Source organism: Streptomyces sp. NBRC 110611, from assembly GCF_001590865.1.
GTDB lineage: Bacteria > Actinomycetota > Actinomycetes > Streptomycetales > Streptomycetaceae > Streptomyces.
In genome coordinates this window covers 95481-122464 of record NZ_BBUY01000011.1, presented here as the reverse complement: position 1 = coordinate 122464, position 26984 = coordinate 95481, and the positions used below count along the sequence as shown (strand labels likewise).

Annotated in this window: 26 protein-coding genes and 1 pseudogene; 16 read left to right on the top strand and 11 right to left on the bottom strand. The window is 70.1% G+C overall.

Annotation, left to right across the window (positions count from 1 at the left end; translation table 11 throughout):
- Window positions 1-23 precede the first annotated feature (23 nt).
- A complete protein-coding gene (locus tag AZE13_RS22460; protein WP_079124269.1) occupies window positions 24-1571 on the top strand; it encodes a cellulase family glycosylhydrolase in 1548 nt (515 codons plus the stop codon).
- Between the two features lie 20 nt (window positions 1572-1591).
- Here the strand turns inward: AZE13_RS22460 and AZE13_RS22455 are convergent, their stop codons facing one another.
- On the bottom strand, window positions 1592-2287 hold the full coding sequence (locus AZE13_RS22455) for an AAA family ATPase (RefSeq protein ID WP_079124268.1): 696 nt from the start codon (window positions 2285-2287) through the stop codon (window positions 1592-1594).
- Window positions 2288-2953: 666 nt separating this feature from the next.
- Between AZE13_RS22455 and AZE13_RS22450 the strand changes: the two genes are divergently transcribed.
- The 5 genes from AZE13_RS22450 (at window position 2954) to AZE13_RS22435 (ending at window position 6843) form a co-directional block, all read left to right on the top strand.
- Window positions 2954-3814 carry a phosphatidylserine decarboxylase gene (locus tag AZE13_RS22450; RefSeq protein ID WP_258527926.1) on the top strand — a complete coding sequence of 287 codons (861 nt, stop codon included), beginning with the start codon at window positions 2954-2956 and terminating at the stop codon, window positions 3812-3814.
- Between the two features lie 38 nt (window positions 3815-3852).
- On the top strand, window positions 3853-4533 hold the full coding sequence (locus tag AZE13_RS22445) for a S10 family serine carboxypeptidase-like protein (RefSeq protein WP_066934854.1): 681 nt from the start codon (window positions 3853-3855) through the stop codon (window positions 4531-4533).
- A 98-nt stretch (window positions 4534-4631) separates the two neighbouring features.
- Window positions 4632-4772 (top strand): hypothetical protein, encoded by a 141-nt coding sequence (locus AZE13_RS37040; RefSeq protein WP_181690416.1) that lies wholly within the window; start codon window positions 4632-4634, stop codon window positions 4770-4772.
- Window positions 4769-5257: a S10 family serine carboxypeptidase-like protein gene (locus tag AZE13_RS22440; RefSeq protein ID WP_066934851.1), complete on the top strand. Its 489-nt coding sequence runs from the start codon at window positions 4769-4771 to the stop codon at window positions 5255-5257. Before AZE13_RS37040 ends, AZE13_RS22440 begins: the two co-directional genes overlap by 4 nt.
- Window positions 5258-5460: 203 nt before the next feature.
- On the top strand, window positions 5461-6843 hold the full coding sequence (locus AZE13_RS22435; protein WP_066934848.1) for an alkaline phosphatase: 1383 nt from the start codon (window positions 5461-5463) through the stop codon (window positions 6841-6843).
- Window positions 6844-6959: 116 nt separating this feature from the next.
- Here the strand turns inward: AZE13_RS22435 and AZE13_RS22430 are convergent, their stop codons facing one another.
- Together AZE13_RS22430 and AZE13_RS22425 are read right to left on the bottom strand one after the other, a co-directional pair.
- Complete coding sequence (locus tag AZE13_RS22430) at window positions 6960-9341, bottom strand: hypothetical protein (RefSeq protein WP_066934846.1); 2382 nt, start codon at window positions 9339-9341, stop codon at window positions 6960-6962.
- Window positions 9277-10389 carry a patatin-like phospholipase family protein gene (locus AZE13_RS22425; protein ID WP_079124266.1) on the bottom strand — a complete coding sequence of 371 codons (1113 nt, stop codon included), beginning with the start codon at window positions 10387-10389 and terminating at the stop codon, window positions 9277-9279. Before AZE13_RS22425 ends, AZE13_RS22430 begins: the two co-directional genes overlap by 65 nt.
- 350 nt (window positions 10390-10739) lie before the next feature.
- Between AZE13_RS22425 and AZE13_RS22420 the strand changes: the two genes are divergently transcribed.
- The gene (locus AZE13_RS22420) at window positions 10740-11099 is read left to right on the top strand and encodes a hypothetical protein (protein ID WP_066934842.1); all 360 of its coding nucleotides are present in this window, start codon (window positions 10740-10742) and stop codon (window positions 11097-11099) included.
- A gap of 12 nt (window positions 11100-11111) precedes the next feature.
- On the opposite strand, the gene AZE13_RS22415 is transcribed toward AZE13_RS22420, so the two are convergent.
- Window positions 11112-11822 (bottom strand): haloacid dehalogenase type II, encoded by a 711-nt coding sequence (locus tag AZE13_RS22415; RefSeq protein ID WP_066934839.1) that lies wholly within the window; start codon window positions 11820-11822, stop codon window positions 11112-11114.
- Window positions 11823-12077: 255 nt separating this feature from the next.
- On the opposite strand from AZE13_RS22415, the gene AZE13_RS22410 reads away from it, so the two are divergent.
- The gene (locus AZE13_RS22410) at window positions 12078-12314 is read left to right on the top strand and encodes a hypothetical protein (protein WP_147264700.1); all 237 of its coding nucleotides are present in this window, start codon (window positions 12078-12080) and stop codon (window positions 12312-12314) included.
- Window positions 12315-12376: 62 nt separating this feature from the next.
- On the opposite strand, the gene putP is transcribed toward AZE13_RS22410, so the two are convergent.
- On the bottom strand, window positions 12377-13894 hold the full coding sequence (putP, locus tag AZE13_RS22405) for a sodium/proline symporter PutP (RefSeq protein ID WP_309302206.1): 1518 nt from the start codon (window positions 13892-13894) through the stop codon (window positions 12377-12379).
- Between the two features lie 418 nt (window positions 13895-14312).
- On the opposite strand from putP, the gene AZE13_RS22400 reads away from it, so the two are divergent.
- The 7 genes and pseudogenes from AZE13_RS22400 to AZE13_RS22365 all read left to right on the top strand — a co-directional run bounded on the left by AZE13_RS22400 (window position 14313) and on the right by AZE13_RS22365 (window position 20706).
- On the top strand, window positions 14313-15572 hold the full coding sequence (locus AZE13_RS22400) for a cation:proton antiporter (RefSeq protein WP_066934828.1): 1260 nt from the start codon (window positions 14313-14315) through the stop codon (window positions 15570-15572).
- A gap of 239 nt (window positions 15573-15811) precedes the next feature.
- Entirely contained in the window at window positions 15812-16273 is a 462-nt protein-coding gene (locus AZE13_RS22395; RefSeq protein ID WP_066934825.1) for a CBS domain-containing protein, read from the top strand.
- 13 nt (window positions 16274-16286) lie between these two features.
- The gene (locus tag AZE13_RS22390) at window positions 16287-17585 is read left to right on the top strand and encodes an SLC13 family permease (protein ID WP_066934822.1); all 1299 of its coding nucleotides are present in this window, start codon (window positions 16287-16289) and stop codon (window positions 17583-17585) included.
- A 150-nt stretch (window positions 17586-17735) separates the two neighbouring features.
- A pseudogene (locus AZE13_RS39285) lies at window positions 17736-18776 on the top strand (multicopper oxidase domain-containing protein); the annotation flags it as partial.
- A 118-nt stretch (window positions 18777-18894) separates the two neighbouring features.
- Complete coding sequence (locus AZE13_RS37565) at window positions 18895-19371, top strand: multicopper oxidase domain-containing protein (RefSeq protein WP_066934814.1); 477 nt, start codon at window positions 18895-18897, stop codon at window positions 19369-19371.
- Window positions 19368-19931, top strand: a complete 564-nt coding sequence (locus AZE13_RS22370; RefSeq protein WP_066934812.1) for a hypothetical protein — start codon at window positions 19368-19370, stop codon at window positions 19929-19931. Before AZE13_RS37565 ends, AZE13_RS22370 begins: the two co-directional genes overlap by 4 nt.
- Before the next feature lie 10 nt (window positions 19932-19941).
- Window positions 19942-20706 carry a flavodoxin family protein gene (locus AZE13_RS22365; protein ID WP_079124265.1) on the top strand — a complete coding sequence of 255 codons (765 nt, stop codon included), beginning with the start codon at window positions 19942-19944 and terminating at the stop codon, window positions 20704-20706.
- Window positions 20707-20722: 16 nt separating this feature from the next.
- On the opposite strand, the gene AZE13_RS22360 is transcribed toward AZE13_RS22365, so the two are convergent.
- From AZE13_RS22360 to AZE13_RS22345, 4 genes are all read right to left on the bottom strand, one after another.
- A complete protein-coding gene (locus AZE13_RS22360; RefSeq protein WP_079124277.1) occupies window positions 20723-21292 on the bottom strand; it encodes a DinB family protein in 570 nt (189 codons plus the stop codon).
- A gap of 47 nt (window positions 21293-21339) precedes the next feature.
- Window positions 21340-23262 carry an NAD-binding protein gene (locus AZE13_RS22355; protein ID WP_066935032.1) on the bottom strand — a complete coding sequence of 641 codons (1923 nt, stop codon included), beginning with the start codon at window positions 23260-23262 and terminating at the stop codon, window positions 21340-21342.
- Between the two features lie 112 nt (window positions 23263-23374).
- Window positions 23375-23734 carry an ArsR/SmtB family transcription factor gene (locus tag AZE13_RS22350; protein WP_066935030.1) on the bottom strand — a complete coding sequence of 120 codons (360 nt, stop codon included), beginning with the start codon at window positions 23732-23734 and terminating at the stop codon, window positions 23375-23377.
- Window positions 23735-23917: 183 nt separating this feature from the next.
- On the bottom strand, window positions 23918-24376 hold the full coding sequence (locus tag AZE13_RS22345; protein WP_066935027.1) for a universal stress protein: 459 nt from the start codon (window positions 24374-24376) through the stop codon (window positions 23918-23920).
- Window positions 24377-24623: 247 nt separating this feature from the next.
- Between AZE13_RS22345 and ppk2 the strand changes: the two genes are divergently transcribed.
- Window positions 24624-25442: a polyphosphate kinase 2 gene (gene ppk2 / locus AZE13_RS22340; protein ID WP_066934809.1), complete on the top strand. Its 819-nt coding sequence runs from the start codon at window positions 24624-24626 to the stop codon at window positions 25440-25442.
- Between the two features lie 27 nt (window positions 25443-25469).
- Here ppk2 and AZE13_RS22335 read toward each other — a convergent pair whose 3' ends face one another.
- Window positions 25470-26162 (bottom strand): CBS domain-containing protein, encoded by a 693-nt coding sequence (locus tag AZE13_RS22335; protein WP_066934807.1) that lies wholly within the window; start codon window positions 26160-26162, stop codon window positions 25470-25472.
- A 57-nt stretch (window positions 26163-26219) separates the two neighbouring features.
- Entirely contained in the window at window positions 26220-26873 is a 654-nt protein-coding gene (locus AZE13_RS22330) for a CBS domain-containing protein (protein WP_066934804.1), read from the bottom strand.
- Window positions 26874-26984: the final 111 nt, after the last annotated feature.

Sequence of the window (26984 nt, the reverse complement as noted above, 5' to 3'; positions counted from 1 at the left end):
TCGCCGGGAAACCTGGGGGAACCATGGGCACGTGCGGATTCGTCATCAAGGCGGTCACGGCACTCAAGGTGGCCAAGGCGCACAAGACGCATAAGACTTACAAGACGGTCAAGGCGGGAGCGGCGCTGGCCATCGTCGTCGCGTTGCTGGCACCGGGCGCGGCGCGGGCGGGCGGGCCGCCATCACCGTCACCGCGGTCGTCACCCTCGCTGTCTCCGCCGCCGCTCACCGATGACCGCGGGCGCACGCTCACGCTGCGCGGCTGGAACGTCGAGGACAAGACACACCGCGGCGCCGACGCACTCAGCGCCGTCACCGAGCGGCACTTCCGCGATCTGCACGGCCAGGGTTTCAACTTCGCGCGGCTGCTGGTCTTCTGGGACGACCTGGAGCCGCGGCCCGGCCATTACAGCCCGCGCTATCTCCGGAAGATCGAACGGATCCTGGACTGGGCCCACCGCTGGCACGTCCAGGTCGTGATCGACGCCCACCAGGACGTCTTCGGCCCGCGGTTCGGCCACCGCGGCGTCCCCGAGTGGGCGACCCGCACCGACGGGCTGCCCTTCACCCCGCACCCGGAGGACTGGTTCGCGGAGTACTTCGAACCGGCCGTGCAGGCCGCCTTCGAGCACCTCTACCAGGACCGGGACCTCCAGCGGGCACAGGCCCGTATGTGGCAGGTGCTCGCCGGGCGCTTCGCCGGCCACCCCGCCGTGTTCGGCTACGACCTGATCAATGAACCCATGGGGCGGCTGCGCGCGGGCGAGGACCTTCCGACGGCCGCCCACCGCATCGAATCCGAGCAACTGACGCCGATGTACAACCGGATCGCGGGGGCGATCCGCACGGTCGACCGCCACAGCAGGCTGTTCGTCGAACCGACCCCGATCGTCGGCGAGGGGCTGCCCACCGGGCTCGGCCGTATCCACGACTCCAAGGTCGTCTACGCACCGCACTTCTACCACGCCACCATGGAGGCGGGCGGCGACTACGACCCCTCGGCGCGCTGGATCGAGACCTACGAGAACGCCGTCACCCGCTACCCGAGCGCCCAGCGCATCCCGGTCGTGGTCGGCGAATGGGGCCCCCGGGACAGTTCGCTGCCCAACATGCCGCGCTTCTACGGCGATGCCCTCGCCTCCCTCGACCGCTACAGCGCCGGCTGGGCGGGCTATGTGTGGTGCTACGGCGGCGGGTACTGCGCGGTCGGCGAGGACGGCCGATTCCAGGCCAACAAGCAACAGACCGCGCGTCCCTACGCCCCCGCCGTCGCCGGCACGGTGCGCGAGCAGCGCTACGCCCCTGCGGCGCGGACGTTCCGCCTCGTCTACGACCTGCCGGGGCGGTCCGGCGTCAGCGAACTGTCCGCGCCGCCCACGGCCGCGGGGTGGCGGGTGTCGGTGGAGGGCCCGGCAGTGGCCTGGCCACGTTCCGTACCGGCAGGGGAACGGGGCACGGTCCGGGTGTGGACACCGCCAGGGTCCGCCGGGCGGGTCACGGTGACGGTCTCGGCGCAGGGGGCGGCGAGTCGCGTCCCCGCACGTCCGGGACCTGCCGACGGCACACGCTGACGGTGCCGCCGGCGCGGTGATCAGGAGCGCCGTCCGCCGCCGGGGATGGCGACCGCGGCGGGACGGCGCTCCCGGCCGGGCCCGGCCAGCGGCGGCCGGGACCGGGCCGGCTCGGGACCGAATTCCACCGCCGCCACTCGCTCCCGCGACCCGCGGTCGAGCAGGACCACGGAGGCCGCCTCCGGCACCACGTCAGGGGCGGGGTCGGGCGCGGGGTCAGGCGCATCCGCGGCGCCGGGTGCGGACAGTGCGCGCAGCAGACGGTCCAGTCCCCTGCGGTGCCGGGCGAAGGCACGCCGGGGCGCCCATCGGCCCCGCGCCTCCTGGCCGGCCAGCGCCTCGGCCGCTCCCACGTCGAGCACGACCAGGTGCAGTTCCCGTCCCTGACGTCCGGCGCACCTGGCCAGCCATCGGCGCATCCACGGCCTGCCGCCGCAGTCGTGGACCAGCAACGGCCCGCCGCCGCGCACCGCGGCGCGCAGCCGGCGAAAGTGCGCCAACCGCACCCAGGGCCGGTACAGCGCATAGGGCAGCAAGGCGGGCATCACCGCTTCGTACGCGACATGGAGCGCCCGTGGATCGATGACCGGCGCTGCGCCGGCCAAGCGCCGCAGCAGGGTGCTCTTACCGCTTCCCGGCAATCCGGAGACCACCACCACTGCGCCGGTGGGATACGCCAGGACGGCAGGGGTGCCGCCCCGTCCCCGCATATCCATCAGCCCACGAGGCCGCAACAACGCCAACCCGTCGTGGGAATCGGCACACTTCTCCGGCACACCGGTCCAGTCTCCTGTCACGCCCCATACTCGCCCCTTGGTCAAAGTCCCCTTCACTTCCCCACATCTCGTGCGGCCGACCGACCATGGCACAGCGCGGTCATGCCGGTCCCCGTACATGACGTGTGCCGCGACCATCTGGTTCACCGGGAGCCCATATCGGGGTCTCTTAAGGGGGCGCGAGGCCGGGAAGAGACCGGCTTCGGCTTCGGGGAGCGTATGGCTGGAAAGCATCGGCACTTTGCGAGAGTTGGCGTAGCGGGGGCTCCTGGTGCGCGTGCCGTCCGGTGGCCGATTCGCGCGCTCGCGCCGGGGTCCGGGAACGCGGCACATTGGGCGGCGGCACCGCGCCGGGCCGAGCTGCCACCGGCGGACTTCACCATGCGGAAGCGGGAGGAGACAGGATAGTGCTGCAGAGCGACGCATCGTATTCGGAGAACCTCGACGAGTTCCTCAAGAAAATCACCATGTGGTACGAGACCGACCACCGGGGTTTCCGGACCCTGTACGACGCGGCGGTCGAGAATGTCGTGCCGTTCCCGGATGACACACCGGAAGAGGTGCGCTGCGACTGGAAGAACAGCCGACTTCACGAACCTGCAAGGTATGCAGATGGACGAGTCGGGGCCGCGGGCCCAGGAACTCATCCAGAAGTGGATCGACGAGCTCGGGCCGAAGCGCATGGCCGAATATGAGCACGAGGACTGGCAGACCTTCAACGAGTTCTTCATCCGGAAGATCAGGAAGGAGAAGCGGCCGATCGCCGCCAAGGAGGACGACAGTGTGGTGGTCGCCCCGGCCGACTGCGTCATCAACATGATCGTCGATGACCTCACCGAGAAGACGCCGATCCCGGTCAAGACGGTGACCATGAACGTCGCGCAGCTGCTCGGCAACTCCAGCTACGCCGAGAGGTTCATCGGCGGTACGGCGGTGTCGTGCATCCTGATGCCCGACAGCTATCACTGGTACCACTCCCCGGTGAAGGGGCATGTGGTGGAGGCCAGCGACAGCATCGGTGGCGTGTACTACGGAATGCGGGACTTCCCCGGCCTGCTGGACAAGGGGGACGTCGGCTACGGATACGACTACTCGATGTTCGATGACTTCCGCCGGGGATACGCGATCATCAGGACGGAGTACCTGGATCGCTGGGGAAAGCGGGACGGCGAAGGGTACGTCGGTCTGGTCCCCGTCGGCCTCAACTCCATCGCCTCCGTCAATTTCCGGCACAAGTTCAAGGGACCGCTCAAGGAACCGGTCAAGGTGGAAAAGGGCGAGAGGTTCGGGAACTTCAAGTACGGCGGCTCGCTGAACATCCTGCTGTTCGAGCCCGGCCGGTTCCCCGCCCTGCAACTGCTCCAGGGACAGCGCATAGGAGTTCTCGAGGATCCGGAGCGGACGGCCGGGCTGTTCACCCGCTCCTACCGCTCACCGTCCCACCTGCGCCGCCCCCTTGCCCCCTGATCCCCTGGTCCGTCTCGCTGCCGAACGGAGGGTGCACCATGTCCGCAGAAGACCTCGTCACCTCGATTCCGGCGAACATCCCCGACAGCCGGCGCATCGATCTCTACACCAAGGACACCAAGAAAGCGCGCTCCTACTCCGGGCATGTGCACCTCGACAGCACGGAGCATCCGGGTACCGAGAACCACCTCTTCTACTGGTTCTTCGAAAGTCAGACCTGCAACCCCCATGTCGCGGTCCACGACCAGCAGGAGCTGATCAGCCGGACGCCACTGCTGATCTGGCTCAACGGCGGACCAGGCGCCTCCTCACTGCTGGGGCTGTTCCTGGAGAACGGACCGCTGACCATCGGCGACGATGCGGCCGGGACGATATCGGTGACCCCCAACACCTGGAACCAGGAGGCGCATATCGTCTACTGGGACCAGCCCATCGGCACCGGATACAGCTACTCCGATGCCGGGGAGTACGTCCAGGACGAGAGCACCCTCAGCCGGATGTTCTGGGAAGGGCTGCAGAAGTTCTTCGGCGCGCACCCGGAGTACGCGCAGTGCCCGCAGTACGTCTGCGGTGAGAGCTACGCCGGAAAGTACGTGCCGGCGATCGCCCTGGAAATCGACCGGAAGAACCGTCAGCACGCGGGCGAACGGAACCTCGACCTGCGGGAATCGCCGTCGGCAACGGCTGGATCAAGCCCAAGCTGTCGCTCCGCACGCTGATCGACTACGCCTATACGGCCGGGTTCATCGGCCTCGGTCAGAAGAACTCCCTGTACCACTCCTACGCCGATTTCCGGGCCGCCCTCGATGCGGGAGAGATGAAGAAGGCCACCGGTCTCGGCAATGATCTGGTGGCCACGACCCTGGCGTACGGCGGGAACTTCGACCTCTACGATGTGCGGCGCTGGGACGACCTTCCCATGGGGGCCTGCGCGCGTACCTGGACACCGCGGAAGTGAAGAAGTCCCTGCACGTTCCGGCGGACGTCACCTGGCAGTGCGCCGACAACGAGGGTCCGGTGGCCGAATGGCTGGTCGAGGACAACATGGCGGACTGCTCCGGGCTGTACACCGACATCATCGACAAGGGCTACCAGACCCTGCTCTACACCGGGAACTTCGACACCGCCTGTGGGTACCAGAGCACCGAGGAGATCCTGGACGACCTCATGAAGCGGAAGGGCGAGCACGAGCACGCGGAGTGGCGCAACGCTCCCCGGCTGATCTGGACGCAGGCGCAGGGGAACCCGAAGGGATTCGTCCGCCGCCACCGGAACCTGACGCAGGTCAGCGTGCCGGACGCCGGACACCAGGTGCCGGCGTTCCAGCCGCAGATCTGCCGGGAGATGCTCTACAACTGGCTCTTCGACCGCCCCTTCCCCGGCTACGACCCGCAGCAGCAGCCCAAGCAGCGCCACGGCTACACCGGTATGCGGAAGGGGTGACCAGACCCGTACCGGAGTCCGGGCGGTGAGGACGCCCAGCGGGATCGCACCCTCCCCAGCGGACGACAGGCGGCCATCGCACCGGCTTCTGTCATGTCCCCGATGCGGCAACAGCGCCGGAATGTCACCTGCGGTTCACCGACGGCTGGTGAGCTGGCGCTCGTCTGCCCCGTGGGCCACCTGCGAATCGAGGAATCCCCGCCATGCACATACCGTCCCGCCGCCACCTCACGATCGCCGGCGCCGTGGTCGCCGCCACCACGGCCGCCGTGGCCGTGGCCTCCGCCGCCGGCGCCAGCTCCGGCGCCGGCGCGTCCGACACCACGGCGCAGGCCGAGCACGCGGTCAAGGGCGGGAAGGCGAAGAACGTCATCCTGCTGATCGGCGACGGTATGGGCGACTCGGAGATCACCCTGGCCCGTGACTACACCGTGGGCGCCAACGGCCGGCTGAACATGGACAAGTTCCCGCTGACCGGTACGTACACGACGTACTCGGTGCGCGCCGACGGCAGCCCGGACTACGTGACCGACTCCGCGGCGAGCGCCACCGGCTGGGCGACCGGCACCAAGACCGTCAACGGCCGCCTCTCCAAGACGCCCGGCACGGACAAGGCCGTGCCCACGATCCTGGAGCTGGCCCAGAAGAACGGCTACGCCACCGGCAGCGTCACCACCGCCGAGGTGACCGACGCGACTCCGGCGGCGCTCGCCTCGCACGTCTCCGACCGCTCGTGCCAGGGCCCGGCCGACATGGCCAAGTGCCCCAGCGACGCGGTCGCGGCCGGCGGGCCGGGCTCGATCGCCGAGCAGTCCGTCGACCACAAGGTGGACGTGCTGCTCGGCGGCGGCAAGCAGCGTTTCGACCAGAAGGTCACCAACGGCACGTACAAGGGGCTGACGGTCACCGAGCAGGCGCGGAAGCTGGGCTACCAGGTCGTCACCGACCGGGCCTCGCTCAAGGCGGCGAAGGCCGGGAAGCCGGTGCTCGGCCTGTTCGCCCCGGGCAATGTGCCGGTGGAGTGGACCGGCAAGGCGGCCGCGGTCGGCGGCACGGACCCGCAGCGGTGTGTGACCTCCAACCCGGAGCGGCCGCGCACCACACCGAGCCTCGCCGACTCCGCCACCAAGGCCCTCCAGCTCCTGGAGGCCAAGCAGCAGGCCAAGCAGTCCAAGAAGGGCTTCTTCCTGCAGATCGAGGGCGCCTCGATCGACAAGCGGGACCACGCGGCCGACCCGTGCGGGCAGATCGGCGAGACCGCGGCGTTCGACCGCGCGGTCAAGGTGGCCCGGGACTACGCGGCCAAGCACCCCGACACGCTCGTGGTGACCACCGCCGACCACGGCCACACCAGCCAGATCGTCCCGCTGGAGGCCACCCCGCCCGGCCTGTCCTCCACCCTGGTCACGAACGAGGGCCGGCAGCTGAAGGTCAACTACTCGACGAACACACCGGGTCAGGCCCAGGAGCACACCGGAACCCAGGTGCGGATCGCGGCCCAGGGCCCGCAGGCGTACCGGGTGCTCGGCGTGACGAACCAGACCGACCTGTTCACGACGGTCCGTAAGGCGCTGCGGCTGCACTGACCGGCAACGGGAGGAGGGGGAGACCGCCGGCCACCGCGGTCTCCCCCTCCTCAGCCGTGTGCCTGACCGGCAGCTCGCGAAAGCGCAGATCACAGTAACTGCGCAGGACGGAACGGCTACCGGCACCTGCCCACGCGTTCGGCGGCCAGGCAGGTGCGGACCATCGTCACCCGGATCGTCGGACCGCCGACGCCGCACTTGATGACGTAGAAGAGGAAGACATTGGTCGAGGTGACGGCGAGCGCGTACACATAGACGTCCTGGAGGAGCTGGAGGTAGAGACAGGTGCCGATGGTCAGCACGGCCATGGCGTAGAACAGCGAGGTCGGCACCCACTGGGCGAACGACGACAGGCCGGTGATCTTGCCGTCGTCGCCGGGGACCGTGCTGAGCCCGAGCCGGCGCGAGCGGGTGATGACCGCGCGGACGTAGGCGAGGGTCACGAAGTTCGCGAGCCACGTCAGGCACTGCCCGATCGCCGAGTTGATCGGCCACCAGCGGGGTTCGACAAGGGTGACCGCCAGCACGAGCGCACACGGCGCGACGGCCATCATCCGCATGACCACCTCGGTCACCAGGGCCAGCCGGGTCATCGCGCCGGCCCGCCACCCGATGGCGAGGGGGGTGAGCCCGGCGAAGAGCATCTGGTAGTACTTGGGCGCCGCGATGGCGTAGGAGAGCCCGACCATCCGGGCCGGCAGGTTGGCGCGCCAGTCCGGCAGGTGGTAGTCGCTGTGCCGCCAGGAGTCGACGATGGGGAGACCCTCGGGGGCGTTGCCGTCGCCGCCGATGTGCTGCACCAGTTCCACCAGCTTGTTTCCCCAGTCGAGGTCCAGGTCCCGCAGCAGCCAGGTGATCACGGTGGAGTTCGTCACCGCCCAGATCAGCGTCGACAGCAGCGACCAGGCGAGCAGCCAGTTGGTGAACAGCCGGCGGTGTGCGACCGGGTGCGTGCTGTGCCCCCTGCGCATCCGCCACAGCCGCCACTCGCGCCCCGGATCACCGGCCAGTGGGCGCAGCAGCTCGCGCAGTGCCCGCCAGCCGGTCTCGATCCGCAGATCGCACTCGCCCCGCTCGGCGGCCTGCACCATCTCGAGCTCCGCCAGGAAGCTGCTCCTCAGCTGGGCGAACGACACGGACGGCGCCGGACCGGTGGGGAAGATGAGCAGTCGCCGCGCCGGATCGGCGTCGACCAGGTCCTCCAGGAAGCGCGCGAGCAGATCGGCGCGCATATAGAAGATGTCCGGCACCACACCGTCGAGGCTCACGCTTCCGGTGCCGAAGAGGACCAGCAGCTGGCCGAGCGAGTAGAGGTCGGCCCGGGCGATCTCATGGTCGCCTGCCTTGACCTCGGGCGCGATGAAGGCGGACTCGGCTCCTGCCTTCCCGGTGATGGTGTGGGTGTAGAGGTAGTTCCGGCCCAGATCGATGAGCCGGAAGGCGCCGTCGGCGTCGGACACGATGATGTTGGACGGTGAGAGGTCCGCGTGTACGCCCATGCGCCGGCCGGGCGCCGGGGCTTCCCGCGCGATGCGCTGGAGGTCCTCCAGTGCGTCGAAGAGCAGGGACCCCTTCTCCCGGAGCCGGTCGAGCCGGAGGGAGAGCGGGCGGCCCGGGACGCCCGCTTCCCGCTGCCACTCCTCGCGGACGACTTCGGCGAGCGTCCTGCCTTTGATGAAGTCCATCAGGATCCAGCTGTCGTAGCTGGCCCAGATCCGCACCAGATGCCGTGAACCGGTGCCGGAGGTGCCGTACGTCTCCGCGTACTCGCGGGTGGCGCGCGTGAGGGTCCCGATCCTGGTGAACGGGTACAGGATCAGCTTGAGGGCGAATTCCGGGCGGGTCCCGTGAACGGTCCTCGCGGTGGCGCCGCGCAGGATCACCGAGGTGGTGCCGTGCCGGTGGAACCGCAACTTCCGTTGCATCGCCCGCCATTCGCCCTCGGCGGGGTCCGTGTCCGCGGCCGCACGGCGCCGACCGGGCTGCGGCTGCGGGCTGTAGACCTCGGCGATGACCTCCGCCACCGCGTCCTCCGTGACGAGTACTCCGCAGACGCCCGCGCAGTCATGGGTCAGCGCCCGGTCGCTCCCGCCCAGGTCGGCCGTGGCCTGCGGAAGCGAACGCTGCGCCTCGGATTCGGCGAGGCCGATCAGCGTCAGCAGGAAAAGGCTGACGAATCCGTACAGCGGAGCCAGGCTCGCGCGGCGCCGCTCGGGCTCCGCGCGGTAGCCGAGGCACCAGGAGGTGAGGCCCGAGATCGCGGCCTGTCTGCCGGCGAGGCCGAACCGGTCGTCGAACGACCGCTCGTCCAGGGGGATGTCCTGCAGCAGGCGTCGCCACAGCTTGAGGCGTCGGGCCCGCTGCCGGGCCGTCTCCGGCTGGTCGTCGGCGGTCAGCTCCAGCAGGGTCCGCAACCGGGCCAGGTGCCGGTCGCTATATCCCGTCAGGCCGTGCAGTGCTGCGAGCAGCAGATCCAGCGTCGCGCCTTGGCTCGCCATCCGCGGATTCCACCACCCTCAGTCTCGGCATGGCACGGATGCCTCCGCGGCGCAGCAGCTCGACCGGCCTGTCCTCGGTGGCGCAGAACGCGATCCCGTACGCCATGCGCGCGCTGTCGAGAAGCCGCTGCCGGTCCAGCTCGTGCCGTTTGAGTTCGGGCATCCAGGGCAGCGGTGCGAGATCGAGGACGTACGGGGAACCGGCTCCGGGGGCCGTGCGCAGCCGGCGCAGCCAGTCCTGATCGCGGTGCTTCTGACGGATCGCCGCCAGATAGCCGCTGCCGAGACCGCGGCGCATCCGCTCGAGGTGCAGATACGTGCCGCGGTGCAGCAGGGAGAGCCGGTCATCGGCCGGCCGCATCGGCCGCGTACTGAGGGAAAGGATGTGTGTGCAGCCGTCGTTGACCGCGAGCCGGAACGGCAGGGCGGTGAGCACGCCGCCGTCGACGGCGCGTCGCCCGTCGGGTGTCGCGGTGGTGCCGGGGAGGGCGATCGGCAGCCAGGCGGAGGCGCGCAGCGCGGCTTTGAGGTCCTGTCTGGAGGCGAAGTCCCGCAGTACCACGGTTTCCAGCGCATCGACGTCGGTGACCGGGACGGCCAGGGGAACCGCCGACCTGAGAACGGCCTCGTAATCCAGGGGCTTGACCCGTTCCATGATGTGGTCGAAGGAGTAGGCCAGGTCCAGGATCGGGCGCCGGCGCAGTATCCGGGAGAAGTCGACGAACCGCTTGGTCGTCAGGTCGTCGTAGTAGATCGACAGCGGATACCAGGTCTCCCCGGCGAGGAAGTAGGCCGCGTTGATTCCCCCGGAGGAGCAGCCGAAGACCACGTCGAAGGCGTTCGTGAAGCCGTAGTCCTCGAGCTGGGTGAGCATCGCCGCCGAGATCACCCCGCGCATACCGCCCCCCTCGACGGCGAGGGCGACGGTCGCACCGTCCTTGCGCTGCCCCGGTAAGCTTCCGGAGTCGCGCCGGGCGCGCAGGATCTCCAGCACAGGATGCGCCGAATCCCAGTATTCAGGCGTGCTCTTGACCTCACCGGCCTGCATGGTCCCCCCGCAGGATCAGTTCCTGATCTCCCGATACCACACAACGCACCACACTGTGCCAGACAGCGCTCCCGACCGACACGGGTTCGCCTGAACTCGGCTCCCCCGCCGCTCCACCGCAGCCCTGGCCGAGCGGTGGATGCCGTGCCGCGTCCCACAGCGGCGTCCTGGCCCGTGCCGTTCGCGCTGGTCAGCGGGTGGGACATCCCAGGAGTACGGCAGTTGGGCGGCGGGGGTGGCCCTCCCGGCGGTTTGCCCCGCACGCTCGATGGCACAGCTCGGGCGGCGTGACCCGCCGCCCTCCCTCACGCCAGGGAACGCCAGAGCACCAGAGGAAAGGACTCCGCGTCATGAGGAACACGCTACGCAAGCGCCTCGTACTCGCCGTCGCCGCGGCGGCGCTCGGCGGTGGGCTCGCCCTGCCCGCCGGGCCCGCGGTGGCCGCGCCCGCGCAGGTGGGCCCCGACGACCGCGCCACCGCCGGGACCACGGAGGGCGCGGGCATCCTGGGCACCGCCCCGGGGTGCGTCCGGCGGGACGTCATCAAGCACGAGAAGAAGGTGACCGTGGGGAACGACTGCGGCAAGGCCATGCACCTGAAGGTGGTCATCGACTGGGGACCCGACTCGCGCTGCCTGACCTACCAGCACGGTCAGGCATGGACCTGGCATTGGGGCAGGGGCTCCTACGGCAAGGTCGTCACCTGCTGAGCACCTGACGTCTCAGCCGGCCCCGGTGAGGATGCGCGCCAGATCGATGACGTCCGCGGCGATGAGATCGACCTCCGCCGGTGCCGGAACCGGGGCGGCTTCCGGTCCCCACTCCAGCGGGCGCGGGATGTACGCGGTGCGGAGCCCGGCGCCGGCGGCAGCTTCGAGGTCGTCCGCGTGACAGGCGACCATCAGGAGCCGCTGTGGCTCCACGCGGAGCAGTTCGGCGGCCGACAGGTAGACCCGTGGGTCGGGCTTGTACGACGTGGCCAGCTCGGCCGAGAGGACGCAGTCGAAGCGGAGCCCGGTCCGCTTGGTGAGGCGGGTGAGGAGGCCGACCCCGCCGTTGGACAGCGTTGCGGTGATCACGCGGCTGCCGTGCAGCCGTTCCAGACCGGCCGCGGCGTCCGGCCAGGCGCGCAGCCGGTGCCAGGCTCCGACCAGCGCGTCCCGGTCCGCCTCACCGAGGGCTTCGAGGCCGTGGGCGACGAGTGCCTCGTCGAGGGTGAGCCGGTGCAGGTCGTCGAGGGGCATGCAGGGCAGCTGTCCCGTCACGACCCTGGTCAGGGCGGGCCGGTAGCGGCGGCGCCAAGTGTCGGTGACAGCGGGCCAGTCGGCGCGCAGGCCCGCCTGGTCACCGATGTCGGCCAACGCGTCGGCCACACTGGACCGCCAGTCGGTCATGGTCCCGAAAACGTCGAACACCGCGGCGTCGATATCCATGCGGCTCGCCCTCCCCTTCACTCCGTGACGCCAGGTCAAGGCCCGCTAACTGTAGCCTTCCTGTTCCCTATTGATCTTTCCTGATCCTTTTTGGTGAAACCGACTTCGGGCTTCGTCAGCCCTCCAACAGCCCTTCAACGCCGCTCCGTCGGCTCTCCTTCGGTGGCGCGTGGGCTCTTCTTCGGCGGTACGTCCGCGCTACTTCGGTGTTTCGTCCGCGCGTTGCCTTCCGGCTGACCTGTCGTTGAGAACGGCATGACCAGAATGCACCGGACTTTTGCGGCTCTTGTCCTGGCCTCCGGAGCCATGGGGAGCGTCTCGCCCGCCACCGCGAACGCCACGCAGACCGACCGTCCGCTGCTGTTCAGCGTGGACTACGAGCTGGCCAGGCTCAACGACCTCGGCCCCCAGGGCAGGGTGGGACAGGCGGCGACGTCCTTCGCACCCGTACTTGAGCTGTTCGGTCCGCTTTCCGGCGCTCCCCAGCGCTGAGGTGACGAGGAGCGTGCCCCTTGGCGCGTCCCCGTTCTACGGGACGTCCGCGACGCCGCGCGTCATGCCATGTCGTGTGCGCTCAGACCGCGTGCGGCGGCGGCCTTCGGCGCCATGGGGCCCGACCAGGAGCGGCGCGGCGGGCGGCCGACGAATGCGCCGAAGAGGAGCGCCGCAGCGGTGGCCGCGAGCACGCCGGGCACCATTTCGTAGATTCCCGACTGCAGTGGGCCGAGCAGCGGGTCGATCTGTTTCCAGAGGAGGACGGTCGCCGCCCCGGTCACGATGCCGGCCATCGCTCCGGCGCGGGTCATCCGCGGCCAGTAGAGGGACAGCAGGATCACCGGGCCGAAGGCGGCCCCGAAACCGGCCCAGGCGTACGCGACGATGTCGAGCACGGCACCGCCGCTCAGGGCGATGACGTAGGCGACGAGGGCGACCACCACCACCGTCGCGCGGGCCGCCAGGACCTTCGACGCGTCGGAGGCCCGCCGCTTGAGGAAAGCACCGTAGAAATCCTCGGTGAGGGCCATCGCGGAGACCAGCAGCTGGCTGTCCGCGCTGGATTTGATCGCGGCCAGTACGGCGACGAGCAGGACGGCCGCGCCCCACGGGTTGACCAGCTGGGCGGCGAGTGCGATGAAGACCGTCTCCGGGTTGTCCAGCGGGCGGTCCAGCGTGGCGATTCCCGCCAGTCCGATGAGCGCGGCGCCCGCGAGGCAGAGCACGACCCAGCCCACGCCGATACGGCGGGCCAAGGGGACGTCACGGGAGCTGCGGATGCTCATGAAGCGGACCAGGATGTGCGGTTGGCCGAAGTAGCCCAGCCCCCAGGCGAGGAGGGAGACGACGGCCACGGCGCCGAGCGGCTCGCCGGATGTCCAGCGGTCGGCGCCGAAGCCGGCCTTGGCGGTCACGTCCAGGAGAGAGGTGCTCTTGTCAGTGATCGCGGTACGCAGCGCGTCGAAGCCGCCGAACATGCCGATGGCGATCGCGGGGAGGGCCACGGCCGCGCCGAACATCAGGGTGGCCTGCACCGAGTGCGTGACGCTGACGGCGCGGAAGCCGCCCAGGACGGTGTAGACGACGATGACCACGGCGAAGACGGTCAGCGCAAATTCGAAGCCGCCGCCGAAGATCCCCTCGAACAGCACGCCTCCGGCGAGGAGTCCGCTCGCGACGTACACGGTGAAGAAGACGACGATGACCGTTGCCGACAGCACGCGCAGGAGTCTGCTGCCGTCTTCGAAACGTTCTTCCAGATACGCCGAGAGCGTCATGGCGTCACCGGCCCGCTCGGTGTACGTACGCAAACGGGGCGCCACCAGGCGCCAGTTGAGATAGGTGCCGATGGCCAGCCCGACCGCGAGCCATGAGGCGCCGATGCCGCCCGCGTACACTGCTCCGGGCAGTCCCAGGAACAGCCAGCCGGACATATCACTGGCGCCGGCGGAGAGCGCGGCCACCGGTGCGCTCAGCCGTCGCCCGCCCAGGGCGAAGTCGGAGAAGGTCAGGGTGTCCTGATACGTCCAGATACCTACCGCCACCATCGCGAGCAGGAAGATCCCAAATGTGATCATGACTGGAACGATCAGGCTTGTCATCGCTGCTCCTCGATATCGGCAACTGTGGGTGGCGGCAAGGGCCCGGGAGTGATCGCGCGAGTGACGGGTGAGTCGGGTCGTGGCGTGAGGACGAGTCGTGGTGTCAGGGCGAGTCGTCGCGTGGGGAGGGTGGGCGGTCGCGTGGGGGTGAGTGGTCACGGAGGTGCGCTCGGGGCGGGAATGCGCCGGCGTTCGCTGACGATACGGATCGGCCGTCGTCAGCGTCAGGGTTTTCGCAGATCTCCTGGCAAGCCGCGCCGCCGAACGGCACGCGCAAGCGCGAAGACTGTGTCAACAAAGCGTAAGAGTCGTGTAAGTTTGCGGGTGGTGAGCCGGGAAGTCTGGTCGGCGGTCAACAAACAGTTGATCTGGTAACCGATCGGGGGTTCGTCTCATGGTGCTCGTCGCTGTCTTCGGCGTCGCACTGCTCATCGCGGTTCTCCTCTCCGGGCTCGCCGCCCGTACCGTCCTGTCCACCACCTTCCTCTTCCTCGTCGGCGGGGCGCTGGTCAGCGACGGGGCTCTCGGCCTGATCCACATCACTCCGGACAGCGAGATCGTGTCCGTGACGGCGGACCTCGCCCTGTTCGCCGTGCTGTTCACCGACGGCATGCACGTCTCCTTCCCCAAGCTGCGTGCCAACTGGAAGAACCCGGCCCGTGCGCTGGGTCTGGGGATGCCGCTCGCCTTCGTCGGGATGGCTCTGATCACCCACTTCCTGGTGGGGCTCGACTGGACGACGTCCTTCCTCGTCGGGGCGGTACTCGCGCCCACCGACCCGGTCTTCGCCTCCGCGATCGTCGGGCGCAAGGAGGTCCCCGCCAAACTCCGTCAGTTGCTGAACGTGGAGAGCGGCATCAACGACGGCCTGGCACTTCCGGTCGTACTGATCCTGATCGCGGCCGCGTCCACCGGGGCCCACGCGTCGGTGGACGCCTCCGGGATCGCCCTGGAGCTGGCCATGGGCCTGGGCTTCGGCATCGTGGGACCGCTGCTGGTCTCCCAGGTGGTACGGCTGCGGCTGCTGGGTGCGGAGCCCAAGCTGCAGCCGCTGCTGCCGCTGGCCATCGGCGTGATCCTCTACGCCGCCTGCCACCTCACCCACGCCAACCCCTACCTCGCCGCGTTCTCCGCCGGGGCGGTGCTGGTACACGTCTCCCCGGAGGCGAAGGAGGCGTTCGAGCCGCTCGGGGAGGCGCTGGCGGAGCTGGCCAAGTTCGCGGCGCTGCTGGTCTTCGGCGCGCTGCTGACACCGCGTCTGTTCGCGGACCTGTCGCTGGGCGGCTATGCGGCGGTCGTGCTGGCGATCATCCTGATCCGTCCTGCCTCGCTGCTGCTGTCCCTGATCGGTACGCGCTTCACGCGACGGGAGAAGCTGACCGCGGCATGGTTCGGGCCGAAGGGCTTCGCGTCCGTCGTCTACGGCCTGCTGGTCCTGCAGGCCGGGATTCCCCAGGGCCAGGAGGCGTTCACCCTCATCGCGGTGTGCATCGCCTTCTCGATCGTCGCGCACAGCAGCACGGATGTGCCGATCGCCCGCATGTTCCACGTCGACGACCTCGTCGGCATACCCGACGACAATGACGAGGCGCGGAAGGTTCGACACCGCGACCGCGACCCGGTGCCCGCCGTCGGCGCAACGGGACGCGAGTAGGGGATTCGGCCTTGTGCGCACGCGGGCGGCACAGCGCTGTCCGTCCGTGTGCGCCCGTGCCGGCCGACGACGATGCCTGTCCGGCTGCCCGCGAGGCGGTCGAACAGGATCCGACCGCCTGCTGGATCACTTCTGCGGCGGATCACGACCGCCCTGTCCGTACGGCAGAGGCCTCTCCCCTCCGCCGTGCTGTCCCCGCCGAGTTCCGGCCCGCTCCCCCTGTATGAGGAAGGCCCACTGTGCGCGCACGCGACCTGGCCCAGGACTACGAATCCGTCCGCCTGACCACCGACGCCGTGGCCGCGGCGCGGCTGATGGCCGAGCACAAGCTGCCCGGTCTGCTCGTCCTGGACGACAACGACGAGCCGCAGGCGATCCTGCCCGCCTCCCAGCTCATCAAGGTGCTGGTCCCGGCCTATGTGATCGAGGACCCCACCCTGGCCGCCGTCATCGACGAGAAGCACGCCGACCGCCTCTGCGACAACCTGCGCGGCCGCCAGGTGGGCGACTGTCTTCCCCACTCCGCGGCGCCGCCCCCGATCGCCGCACCCGATGACACCGCCATCGAGGTCGCCGCCCTCATGGCCATCACCCGCAGCCCGCTGGTGGCCGTCGCCGACCGCGATGACGACGGCATCCACCTGCTCGGCGTCATCACCGCCGCGCACCTGCTCAACCGCCTCCTGCAGTCCGCCGGATAGACCTTGGAGCGACATGAACGACTGGCACAGCTGGGCGGCGATCGTCGTCTTCTTCGGCACCTACGCCCTGATCATCAGTGAGAAGATCCACCGCGTCGCGGCCGCCCTCGGCGGCGCCGGCCTGATGCTCGCCATCGGCGCCACCGACGATGTCTCCGCCTTCTACTCCGAGGACTCGGGCGTCGACTGGAACGTCATCTTCCTGCTGATGGGCATGATGATGATCGTCGGCGTACTCAAGAAGACCGGACTCTTCGAATACCTCGCCATCTGGTCGGTCAAGAGAGCCCGGGCCAGACCGTTCCGGGTGATGGCCATGCTGATAGTCATCACCGCCGTCGCCTCGGCACTGCTGGACAACGTCACCACGGTGCTGCTGATCGCCCCGGTCACCCTGCTGGTGTGCGAGCGGCTCGGGCTGCCCGCGGCGCCGTTCCTGATCGCCGAGGTCCTCGCCTCCAACATCGGCGGCACCGCGACCCTCGTCGGCGACCCGCCGAACATCATCATCGCCAGCCGGGCCGGGCTGACCTTCAACGACTTCCTCGTCCACCTCGCGCCGCTGAGCGCGGTCCTGATAGTCGTCCTGATCGCGGTGTGCCGGTTCCTGTTCCGCAAGACCTTCGTCTACGACGAGGACCGCGCCGCCGACATCATGGCGCTCGAAGAGCGCGAAGCCATCGAGCACCCGCGGCTGCTCGTACAGGGCCTGGTCGTCCTGGCCCTGGTGGTGGCCGGCTTCGTCCTGCACCCCGTGCTGCACTACGAGCCCAGCGTCGTCGCCCTGCTCGGGGCGGGGCTGCTCGTCGCGATCTCCGCCGTGGAGACCGGCGAGGTCCTGGGCGAGGTCGAATGGCCCACACTCGCCTTCTTCGCCGGTCTCTTCATCATGATCGGCGGGCTGATCGACACCGGCGTCATCAAGCAGGTCGCGAACGGCCTCGCCGACGCCATCGGCGGCAACGAGGCCGGCGGGTCCATGGTCCTGCTCGGAGCCTCCGCCGCCCTCTCCGGCATCGTCGACAACATCCCCTACGTCGCCACCATGGCGCCCGTGACCCAGGACCTCGTAGACGCCATGGGCGGTGCCGGCGATCACGTCATGTGGTGGGCCCTCGCCCTGGGGGCGGATCTCGGCGGCAACGCGACCGCCATCGGCGCCTCCGCCAACGTCGTCGTCCTCGGCATCGCCGAACGCAACCGCCAGCCCATCTCCTTCTGGCAGTTCACCAAGTACGGCCTCGTCGTGACCGCCGCCACCGTGCTGCTCTCCGCCGGTTACCTCTGGCTGCGCTACTTCGCCCTGGCCTGAGCGCCGCGGGCCTGAGCAAGCGCTGGTGAGGCCGAGAGCGCCGGCGCGTCGCCGCTTCCCCCCTTCTTGGGCATACGGGACGCCCGCCTGGGGGAATGCCCGGCGTTTCGGAAAGCGATCGCGCCGGCCGCGGGGCAGTCATCCCGTCATATGAGAGCTACCGAGACGTACGGGAGCGCAGGGATGAATCATGCCCGGAGCATCGCGCGGCGCAGCGTGCTGCGCGGACTGGGCGGTGTCGGTACGGGCGCCACGCTGACCGCCTTCACCGGGGCCGTCCCCGGAACGGGCACGAGCGGACGGGCCGTGGACGGGCCGCCGCTGCCCGATCTGCCCGAGGTCCGCAGTCGCGCCGGTCTGCTGGAGCACACCCTGACCGTGGCCACCACCCGCCCCACCGTGGGCGGGCAGCGGCTGCACCTGGACACCTACAACGGTCGTCTGCCCGGCGAACTCCTGCGGATCCGCCCCGGTGACAGCGTCCGCATCCTGCTGCGCAACCGGATGGTGAACACCGGCGTGCCGGTGGCCATGGACGACAGCGCGCTGCTCCAGCAGGCCGTCACCATCAATCTGCACACCCACGGACTCCAGGTCTCCCCGGCCGGCCAGGCGGACAACATCTACGTGACCGTCGCCCCGCTCCAGTCCCACCAGTACGTCTACGACGTGCCCGAGGACCAGCCGACGGGCCTGTTCTGGTACCACCCGCACTACCACGGCTCCACCACCCACCAGGCGTGGTCCGGACTGGCCGGCCCGATCGTGGTCGAGGGCGCCGTCGACCGCGTGCCCGAGATCGCCGACATGCGCGAGCGGACCATCGTCATCAACGCCCTCCGCCTCGACGGCAACGGCGAGAACCCCACCGCACTCATCCTGCCCACGGGCGGCGATGATCCGTTCACCACGCTCCCGGCCGTGCCCAGCCGGATGCAGTTCCCGCTCAACGGCCGACTACGGCCCACCGTCTCCCTCAGGCCCGGCGAGACCCAGCGGTGGCGGGTACTCAACGCGGCACCGCACCGGTCGATGTGGCTGCACGTCGAGGGCCACACGCTGCACTGGATCGGGCAGGACGGCATCCCCTTCGGGCACACCCGGCCGGTGCCCCACCTCATGCTGGGCTCCGGCAACCGCGCCGAGTTCGTCGTACGCGGCGGCGCCCCGGGCCGGTACCGCATCTACGCGGCCCTACGACCAGGGTCACCCCGGCGGCCCCCGCCCCACCATCGAACTGGGCACCCTGGAGGTCACCGGCCGGAAGACGTCCGGCGCCATCCCGCACCGCCTGGTCGAACCCCCGCGTATGCCCGCTCTGCCGGTCGCCCGCCGCCGCACCCTGACCCTCACCGGCGACATCTCCGGTGCGTCCGGAGCCGGCGTGCGCTTCTTCATCGACGGCAAGCTCTTCGACGCGGACCGCATCGACACGGAAGTCGAGGCCGGGACGGTGGAGGAGTGGCGGTTCGTCAACGTCACCGACGTCTTCCAGCACCCGATGCACATCCACGTCAACCCGTTCCAGGTCATCGACGTCAAGGGCATCCCGCCCGGGGACACCACCTGGCAGACCGACCCGGACATCTGGTGGGACACCTTCCGCGTCCCGCCCAACGGGGAGTTCACCCTGCGCACGTACTTCAGGCCCGACGCGCCCGGCAAGACCGTCTACCACTGCCACATCCTCCCCCACGAGGACAACGGCATGATGGGCAACCTCCTCATCAACCCGCCCCCCGGCACCCCCGGCAACCCGTCCCGCGCCGGCGGCGCAGCCCGATGAGCCGCCGCCTCGCAGCCGTCGCCGTCCTGGCCGGCCTCCTCCAGATCCCCGCACCCGCCACAGCGGGTCCCACCGCCGATCCCCCGCCACCGCCACCGCTCACAGCCGTCCCCGCCGATCCCGGCACTCACCGGCACCCCTACGTGTTCACCCAGGTACACCACGACAACCTGTGGTGGTGGAACGGCACCTGGCGCCCGCAGAGCGTCCCCGACGGCGCCCGCGTCCAGATCCAGCTCCCGGGCGGTCCCGCCCAGTGGAAGCCGCATACCGGCCCGGACTGCCATCCCACCGGCACCGCCGATAGGCTTCCGCACCGCGCACACAGCACCCTCACCGGCCACGGGCGCCTCCCCAACGAAGGCCGCATCGCCGGCTTCAGCGATCTCCAGACCTTCGACTACACCGTCAGCGGCCACGGTCCGGTCGCCCTCTGCCTCCGCGCCGAACCGGACCTGGCCCGCCCGGAGGACATCGGCCTGCCCTCGACCCACCCGGTCACCTACGTCCTCACCCTGCTCGTCGACACGCCGCAGAGCAGCCTGCCCTCCCCACCGTGAACGGATCCCCATGGCCCACTCCGCCACCCCAGCCCCCTCCACGGCCGCCGGCTGCGACGACACTGGCCCCGGCCGCCGCTACGAGGACCTGCGCGCGCTGTTCATCAACTGCACCCTCAAACCCTCCCCCGAGACCAGCAACACCGAGGGACTGGTCGACATCAGCCGCCGCATCATGGAGCAACAGGGCGTGCGCGTCGACGAGTTCCGTGCCGTCGACCACGACCTCGCACCTGGCGTCTACCCCGACATGACCGAATACGGGGCGCGCAGCGACGAATGGCCGGTGCTCTACCCGCGCGTCATGGACGCCGACATCCTGGTCCTGGCCGGCCCCATCTGGCTCGGCGACAACAGCTCCGTGCTGAAACGGGTCGTCGAGCGGCTCTACGCCTGCTCCGGCCTCCTCAACGACCAGGGCCAGTACGCGTATTACGGGCGCGTCGGCGGCTGCCTGATCACCGGGAACGAGGACGGCGCCAAACACTGTGCGATGAACGTCCTCTACTCCCTCCAGCACCTCGGCTACGCCATCCCGCCACAGGCCGACGCCGCCTGGGTGGGCGAAGCCGGTCCGGGCCCGTCCTACCTCGACCCCGGCTCCGGCGGCCCGGAGAACGACTTCACCAACCGCAACACCACGTTCATGACGTGGAACCTGCTCCACCTGGCCCGACTGCTGAAGGACGCCGGCGGCATCCCGGCCCACGGAAACCAGCGCTCGCAGTGGGAGGCGGGCTGCCGCTTCGACTTCCCCAACCCCGACTACCGCTGACCCCGCCGTCCCTGGCTCACTGGCCCACCCGGCCGTCGATGCGCTCGCGCAACAGATCGGCGTGCCCGCAGTGGCGGGCGTACTCCTCGATCCTGTGCACCATCAGTTCCCGAACCGAGGTCCCGTCCTTCCCCAGACGCGCGCCCAGGTCCGAGTGCTCGGCCAGCGCGGCATCGGTCGCGGCCTGCTCGCGCTCCAGATCGGAGTACGCGGCATCCACCTCGGCCTGCTCGGCGACGACTCCGTCGAAGTCCGCGTCCTTCGCGCCGTACAGCCTCGGCAGTGGGTCACCGGCACTGATCCAGTTCCGCCAGTCCCGTTCCACCTCGGCGAGGTGCCGAAGCAGGCCGAGCAGCGACATCGTCGACGGCGGAACCGACCGGCGCGCCAGTTGCTCGGCGTCCAGGCCCTCGCACTTCATCCGCAGCGTCATGCGGTAGCCCGTCAGGAAGTCCTGTAGCGTCGCGAGCTCGCCGTCCGGGCCGGCTCCTTCGCTGTGGCGCGGGTCGTCCCCCGGGTCGGCCCACATGTCGGGGTGGATGGTTGCCCGGCTCCATCGTGCGGGTTGGTCACTCATGCGTACCATGTTCAGCCGTGAGAGCCCGCGTTCGCCAGTGAGTTTCCCCGAGGTGATCACCCTCCCACTCCGTCTCCCGCTCCGTCGACGCCGCCGGGTACCGGACGCCTGAGGAGTTCGGCCAGGCCTCGGCGGGTGGCTGCCAGGACGACCCGGTCCTGGGGCTGGAGGACGTAGCCGGGGTGCAGGTCCCAGACCAGCCCGGCCGGCTGGTCCTCGGCGTTGTGCCGGCGGGGGGCCGCCAGATCGGGGAGCCGGTCGGCCGGCGGGGCGGCGTCCAGGGCGAGTACGCGCCATGCGCCGGGCCGGAAGGCGTCGCCCACGGTGCGCCCCTCCAGCTGTGCGTGGCCGGCCACCCTGATCGCGGCGATGAGCAGGACACTGCGCTCGACGGGTATGGCACCGAGGATCTGACGCCCCATCATGGCCCCGGCGAAGGCGGGCGCGGCGAGGGTGGAGACGCTGCGGCTCCGGGTGAGGGCGCTCGGGTGGGCGGTGCGGAGGGTGCGGTAGACGGCGGTGGCGAAGCCGTCGTCGTACAGGCGCAGCGCCACCCGCAGATCGGGCTTGACGGAGCGGGCGTACAGGGCGGCTTCGAGGTTGGTGGTGTCGGAGCTGGTGAGGGCGAGCAGGGCATGTGCTCGGTGGATCTTCGCGGCCTCCAGGACGCCTTCTTCCGTCACGTCTCCGATCACGGTCGGCACCCGCAGCCGTCGGGCGAGCGTGAGGCCGCGGGCCTCGGGGTCCTCCTCGACGCAGACGACGGGGATGTCGAGTTCCCGGAGCCGGGCGAGAACACGGGTGCCGACCTTGCCCAGCCCCAGGAGGACGACGTGCCCGGACAGTCCGCGGGGCGGGTTGCGCAGCTGGGAGGCGGTGCGGAAGGTTCCCAGGGCTTCGATGGCGGCGGCGACCATGACGGGCAGGAGCAGCAGGCCGAGGATTCCGGCCAGGAGTTGGAGGACTTGGCGGCCGGTCTCCTCGCCGATGGCGGGGTCGTCGATGGCGAGCAGGTCCAGCACGGTGATGTAGGCGGCGTGGCGCGGGTCGTCGCCGGTCACGATCCACGAGGTGACGGCCAGCGCGAGGACGGCGGCGGCCCCTCCGGCGAGTGACCACCGCAGTCGGCGCGAGAAGAGGGAGCCGAGGGAGACCGAGCGGCCGGCCAGGGGGCCTGTGGGGGTCGAGGGGCCGGCGTAGGAGACGGCTTCCAGGACGACGGTGCCGCGGCCCGTGGCGGCGGCCACACTGCTGTCGTCCGGAAGCAGGCGCGGCGCCTCGTCCCCGCTGCCGTCCGAACCTTCGGTGCCCGCCGGGTCGCTGGTGGTCGCCGAGAGGAGCGCGAGGGTGCACAGTCCCGGGTCGGCGATCTCCCCTCGGCCGGGCGGGGTGCGCTCCGCGGCGCGCAGCAGCAGCCCGTCGGCCTGGACGACCTTGCTGCTGCCGGCGACCGCGGTGGCGGCCAGGGCCGGAGCCGCGGTGTCCGCGTCGGAGAGCACCGTCGTGGACGCGTCCAGCTCCGCCGGATCCAGGCCCGGTGTGACGACCAGGGCGGTCTGGTCGAGGAGTTCTTCCAGATGCTGGCCGAGCTTGCGGTTGTACAGGCGGATGACGAGCCGGATACGCGGGTTGCGGCGGCGGGCGATCAACGCGGCCCGGATGTTGGTCTCGTCGTCGTCATAGACCAGCGCAAGAGCTACGGCCCGTCCGATCCCGGCTTCGGCCAGCACCGCTTCGTCCGGTTCGGGAGCCTCCATGGTGTGCGGGGTTCCCGCTTCTGAACGGGTCGTCCGCGTCATGGCGGCCGTCAACCGCTCGCGCAGTGCCGATACACGTCCGTTGCCCGGGCTCATCGGCGAAGAGCGCGCTCCGCCGGCCGAGCCGGGTGACGGGGTGACGAGTACCACCGACTGGCCGTAGATCTCCTGTAGTTCGGCGGCCAGCCGGTGGGCGAGGGCGTCGTCACCGCAGACCACCATGTGGCCTGCGGTGACGTCGGGGTGTGCATGCTGAACGTGCTGCGGATGGATCGACACGTCTGCTGTGACACTCTCTCGCAGCGGCTGGTTCCCCGCGCCGCCGATTGACGGGCTACGACGGCGCGCGGCCCGGTTTGCGCTCCGGTGTGGCGGCCCGCAGATCCGCCAGGAGATCGGCCTGACCGGTCAGCACCCCGGTGAGGATGGTGCGCGCCACCTGCAGCAGCTCGGCCACATGAGGACTGGTCAACGAGTAGTAGACGGTCGACCCTTCCTTGCGGGTGACGACCAGATTGGCTCTCCTGAGGACCGCGAGCTGCTGGGAGAGGTACGCCGGCTCCGCCTCCACCCGCGCCAGCATCTCCGATACCGCGTGCTCACGCTCGCTCAGCAGCTCCAGCACCCGGATCCGCACCGGGTGCCCCAGACTCTTGAAGAACTCCGCCTTCAGCTGATACAGCGGCGCACTCACCGGACCGGCCTCCTGCCGCCCCCCGACGGCCACAGTGGCCGTTCTCCCGCGCATCGAGTCCACTCCATCGTCACAACCATGGGGCTATCTTCGCCCAGCCCGGAGTGCCTGTGCAGGTGGTGGTCCGGTCCGGGGCGGTCCGGGGCGGCCGCTGGTCACCCGCCGGTTTCCCGCGGGCCGGTCTCACCGGTCCGTGCCCCGCACGACCACCACCGGGCAGGGCGCGTACTGGGTGCAGTGCTGGCTGACCGATCCCAGCAGCACCCCGGTGAACCCGCCATGGCCCCGGCTGCCGACGACCAGGAGGGAGGCCCCCCGGGCCGCGTCGAGCAGCACCGCGGACGCCGTTCCGTACGCCACGGTTGCCTTGACGCGGGAAGCCTCGCCCGCCTTCACCACCTCTCTGATGGCACCGTCGAGAGCCTGGCCGGCCCATGCCTTCATGTCCCCGCCGAGTTCCTGCGGCGCGTCGAGCCAGCCGATGGAACCGTAGAGCGGCGGGTACTCCCACGCGATCACCGCGTGGACGGCGGACCCGGTCAGCTCCGCCTGACGCACCGCCCAGCGCAGGGCTTCCTTGGACGACTCCGATCCGTCGACCCCGACGACGATCGGGCCGTGCTCCTCGGGTGGGCTGCCCATGGCCACCTCCACCAGGCGAATGGAACGGCCGGCGCCCCCGGCGCTGCCGCGCGCGTTCGTGCTCTGCCACCAGCTTCCGGCATCGTGCGGCACCTCGCACGGGACCGTCGTCCGCGAGGCCCGCCCGTTCCACCCGTTCCGTCCGTCCCGTCCGGCCCACCCGGTCCCCCGGCTCTCCCTCGCCCGATCGGCGGCGGGCCGGGCTCGCCCCTGAGCTGGGCGGGGCGTTTCCTCGTACCGTCGTCGCATGGCGAAGCACGGCGACGACGAGCGGGGGAAGCTGCCTCGGCCGGTGTACGAGCGCGAGCTGTACCGGCTGCAGACCGAGCTGGTGAAGCTCCAGGAGTGGGTGCGCGCCGAGGGCGCCCGGCTCGTCGTGGTCTTCGAGGGCCGCGACGCGGCCGGCAAGGGGAGCACCATCCAGCGCGTCACCCAGTACCTCAACCCGAGGGTGGCGCGCATCATGGCGCTGCCCCGGCCCACCGAGCGTGAACGCACCCAGTGGTACTTCCAGCGCTATGTGGAGCATCTGCCCGCGGCGGGCGAGATCGTGCTGTTCGACCGCAGCTGGTACAACCGGGCCGGTGTGGAGCGGGTGATGGGATTCTGCACTCCGGCCGAGTACCAGCGGTTCCTCCGCCAGTGCCCGGTCTTCGAACGGTTGCTGGCCGAGGACGGGATCCTGTTGCGCAAGTACTGGTTCTCGGTCAGCGACGAGGTGCAGGAGCAGCGCTTCCGGCGCCGGCTGAAGGACCCCACCCGGCGCTGGAAGCTCTCCGCCGTGGACCTGGAGTCGCTGACCCGCTGGGAGGACTACTCACGGGCCAAGGACGAGATGTTCGTGCACACCGACATCGCCGAGGCGCCGTGGTACGTCGTGGAGAGCGACGACAAGCGCCGGGCCCGGCTGAACATGATCGCCCACCTGCTGTCCACCGTGCCGTACCACGAGATCCCCCCGCCGGTGCTCGAACTGCCGCCGCGGCCGCCGGCCACCGGGTACCGACGCCCGCCCCGGGACCTGCAGAGGTACGTGCCCGATCACGCGGCAGCGCTTCTGGGCTGACGTCCGGCCGGCGGCCACCGCTCCGTCTCACCACCGCCGCGTCCGCCGGTCCGGGGCGGACGGTCCCGACCGCACGGGATCGTGGCCGGTCACCTCGAACTCCACGTCCACCACCCCCTCCACCGACCGCACGAGGCGCGCGAGCACCGGGACGAGCGAGGTGTCCCGGACGCGCCCGCCGAGTGTGACGACCCCGTCGGCCACCGAGACGTTCAGATCCCTGGCGGGTGCGGCGAAGAGCTCACCGATGTGCCGGCGGACCTCCTGCGCCAGGTCCTCGTCCGAGCGCAGGAACACCTTCAGCAGGTCGGCGCGGCTGACGATGCCGCGCAGCAGCCCATGCGCGTCCACCACCGGCAGCCGTTTGACGGACTTCCGTGCCATGATCCGAGCGGCCTGGGAGAGCGTGGCGTCGGCCCGTACGGTGTGCGCGGGGCTGGTCATCAGCTCACCCGCCGTGACCGCTTCCGCCCTGCGGACGTCGTCCACGCTCCGCAGCTGCTCCAGACGGTCCGGATCGGACTCCCGGAACCCCTCCTTGGGCAGCAGATCGGCTTCGGAGACCACTCCGACGACCCGGCCCTCCCCCGCCAGCACCGGCAGAGCGCTGACCTGCCACCGTTCCATGGTCTCGACGATCTCTTTGAACCGGGCCGCGCGGTCGACCGCGGCCACGGTCTGTGTCATCACGTCACTGACACGGTGCGGGGTGTGCGGCATGACCGCCTCCTTGCTGCCCGGGCCCCTTCCTGCCTTGGTGGCCTCCGTCGCGGCGGCTCATGTGTCGTCGGTCCCGTAGCGCAAGTGCTCGGCGACCGAGACCACGCCGTCCACGCTTCGGCACAGCCGGTCGAGGACCCGGATCAGGCTCTTGGCCTCGACGGATCCGCTCAGCGTGACCTGCCCGTCGCGCACCTCGACGGTCACTCCGGAGGGAGCCAGGCGCAGGGTCCGGTCCAGCACATCCCGCTTGATCTCCTCGCGGATGGCGTCGTCGTGCCGGAGGAAGATCCGGAGCAGGTCGCGGCGGCTGACGATGCCCACCAGCTTGTCGGTCTCGTCCACGACGGGCAGCCGCTTGACGTTCTGGACCTCCATGAGGCGGGCTGCCTCGACCACGTTCCAGTCCGCTCTCGCGCACACCGCGGGAGCGGACATCAGCTCCTCCGCCCTCGCGCCTTCGGCCTTGGCGCGCTCCCAGGCCTCCAGGTGCGGAATCGGCGTCAGGCCGGACGGATCGCCCTGATCGGCCGACTTGCGCAGCAGGTCCGCCTCGGAGACCACCCCCATCGGATGTCCCGTGGCGTCCACCACCGGGACGGCGGTGACATCGTTCTCCGCGAGCGTCCTGACGATCTCCTTGAACGGCATGTCCGGCCGTACCCGGACAACGTCCCTGGTCATGAGTTCTCCGACGGTTCGGTGTTCCATGTCCTTCTCCCTCGTCCACCTCCATCCTCATCCGCTCCGGGCTCACCTGAAGGGTCCAACCGGCCCCCGTCGGCGGATCAGGACCGTTCGGCCCCTCGATAAGGGCTCTCC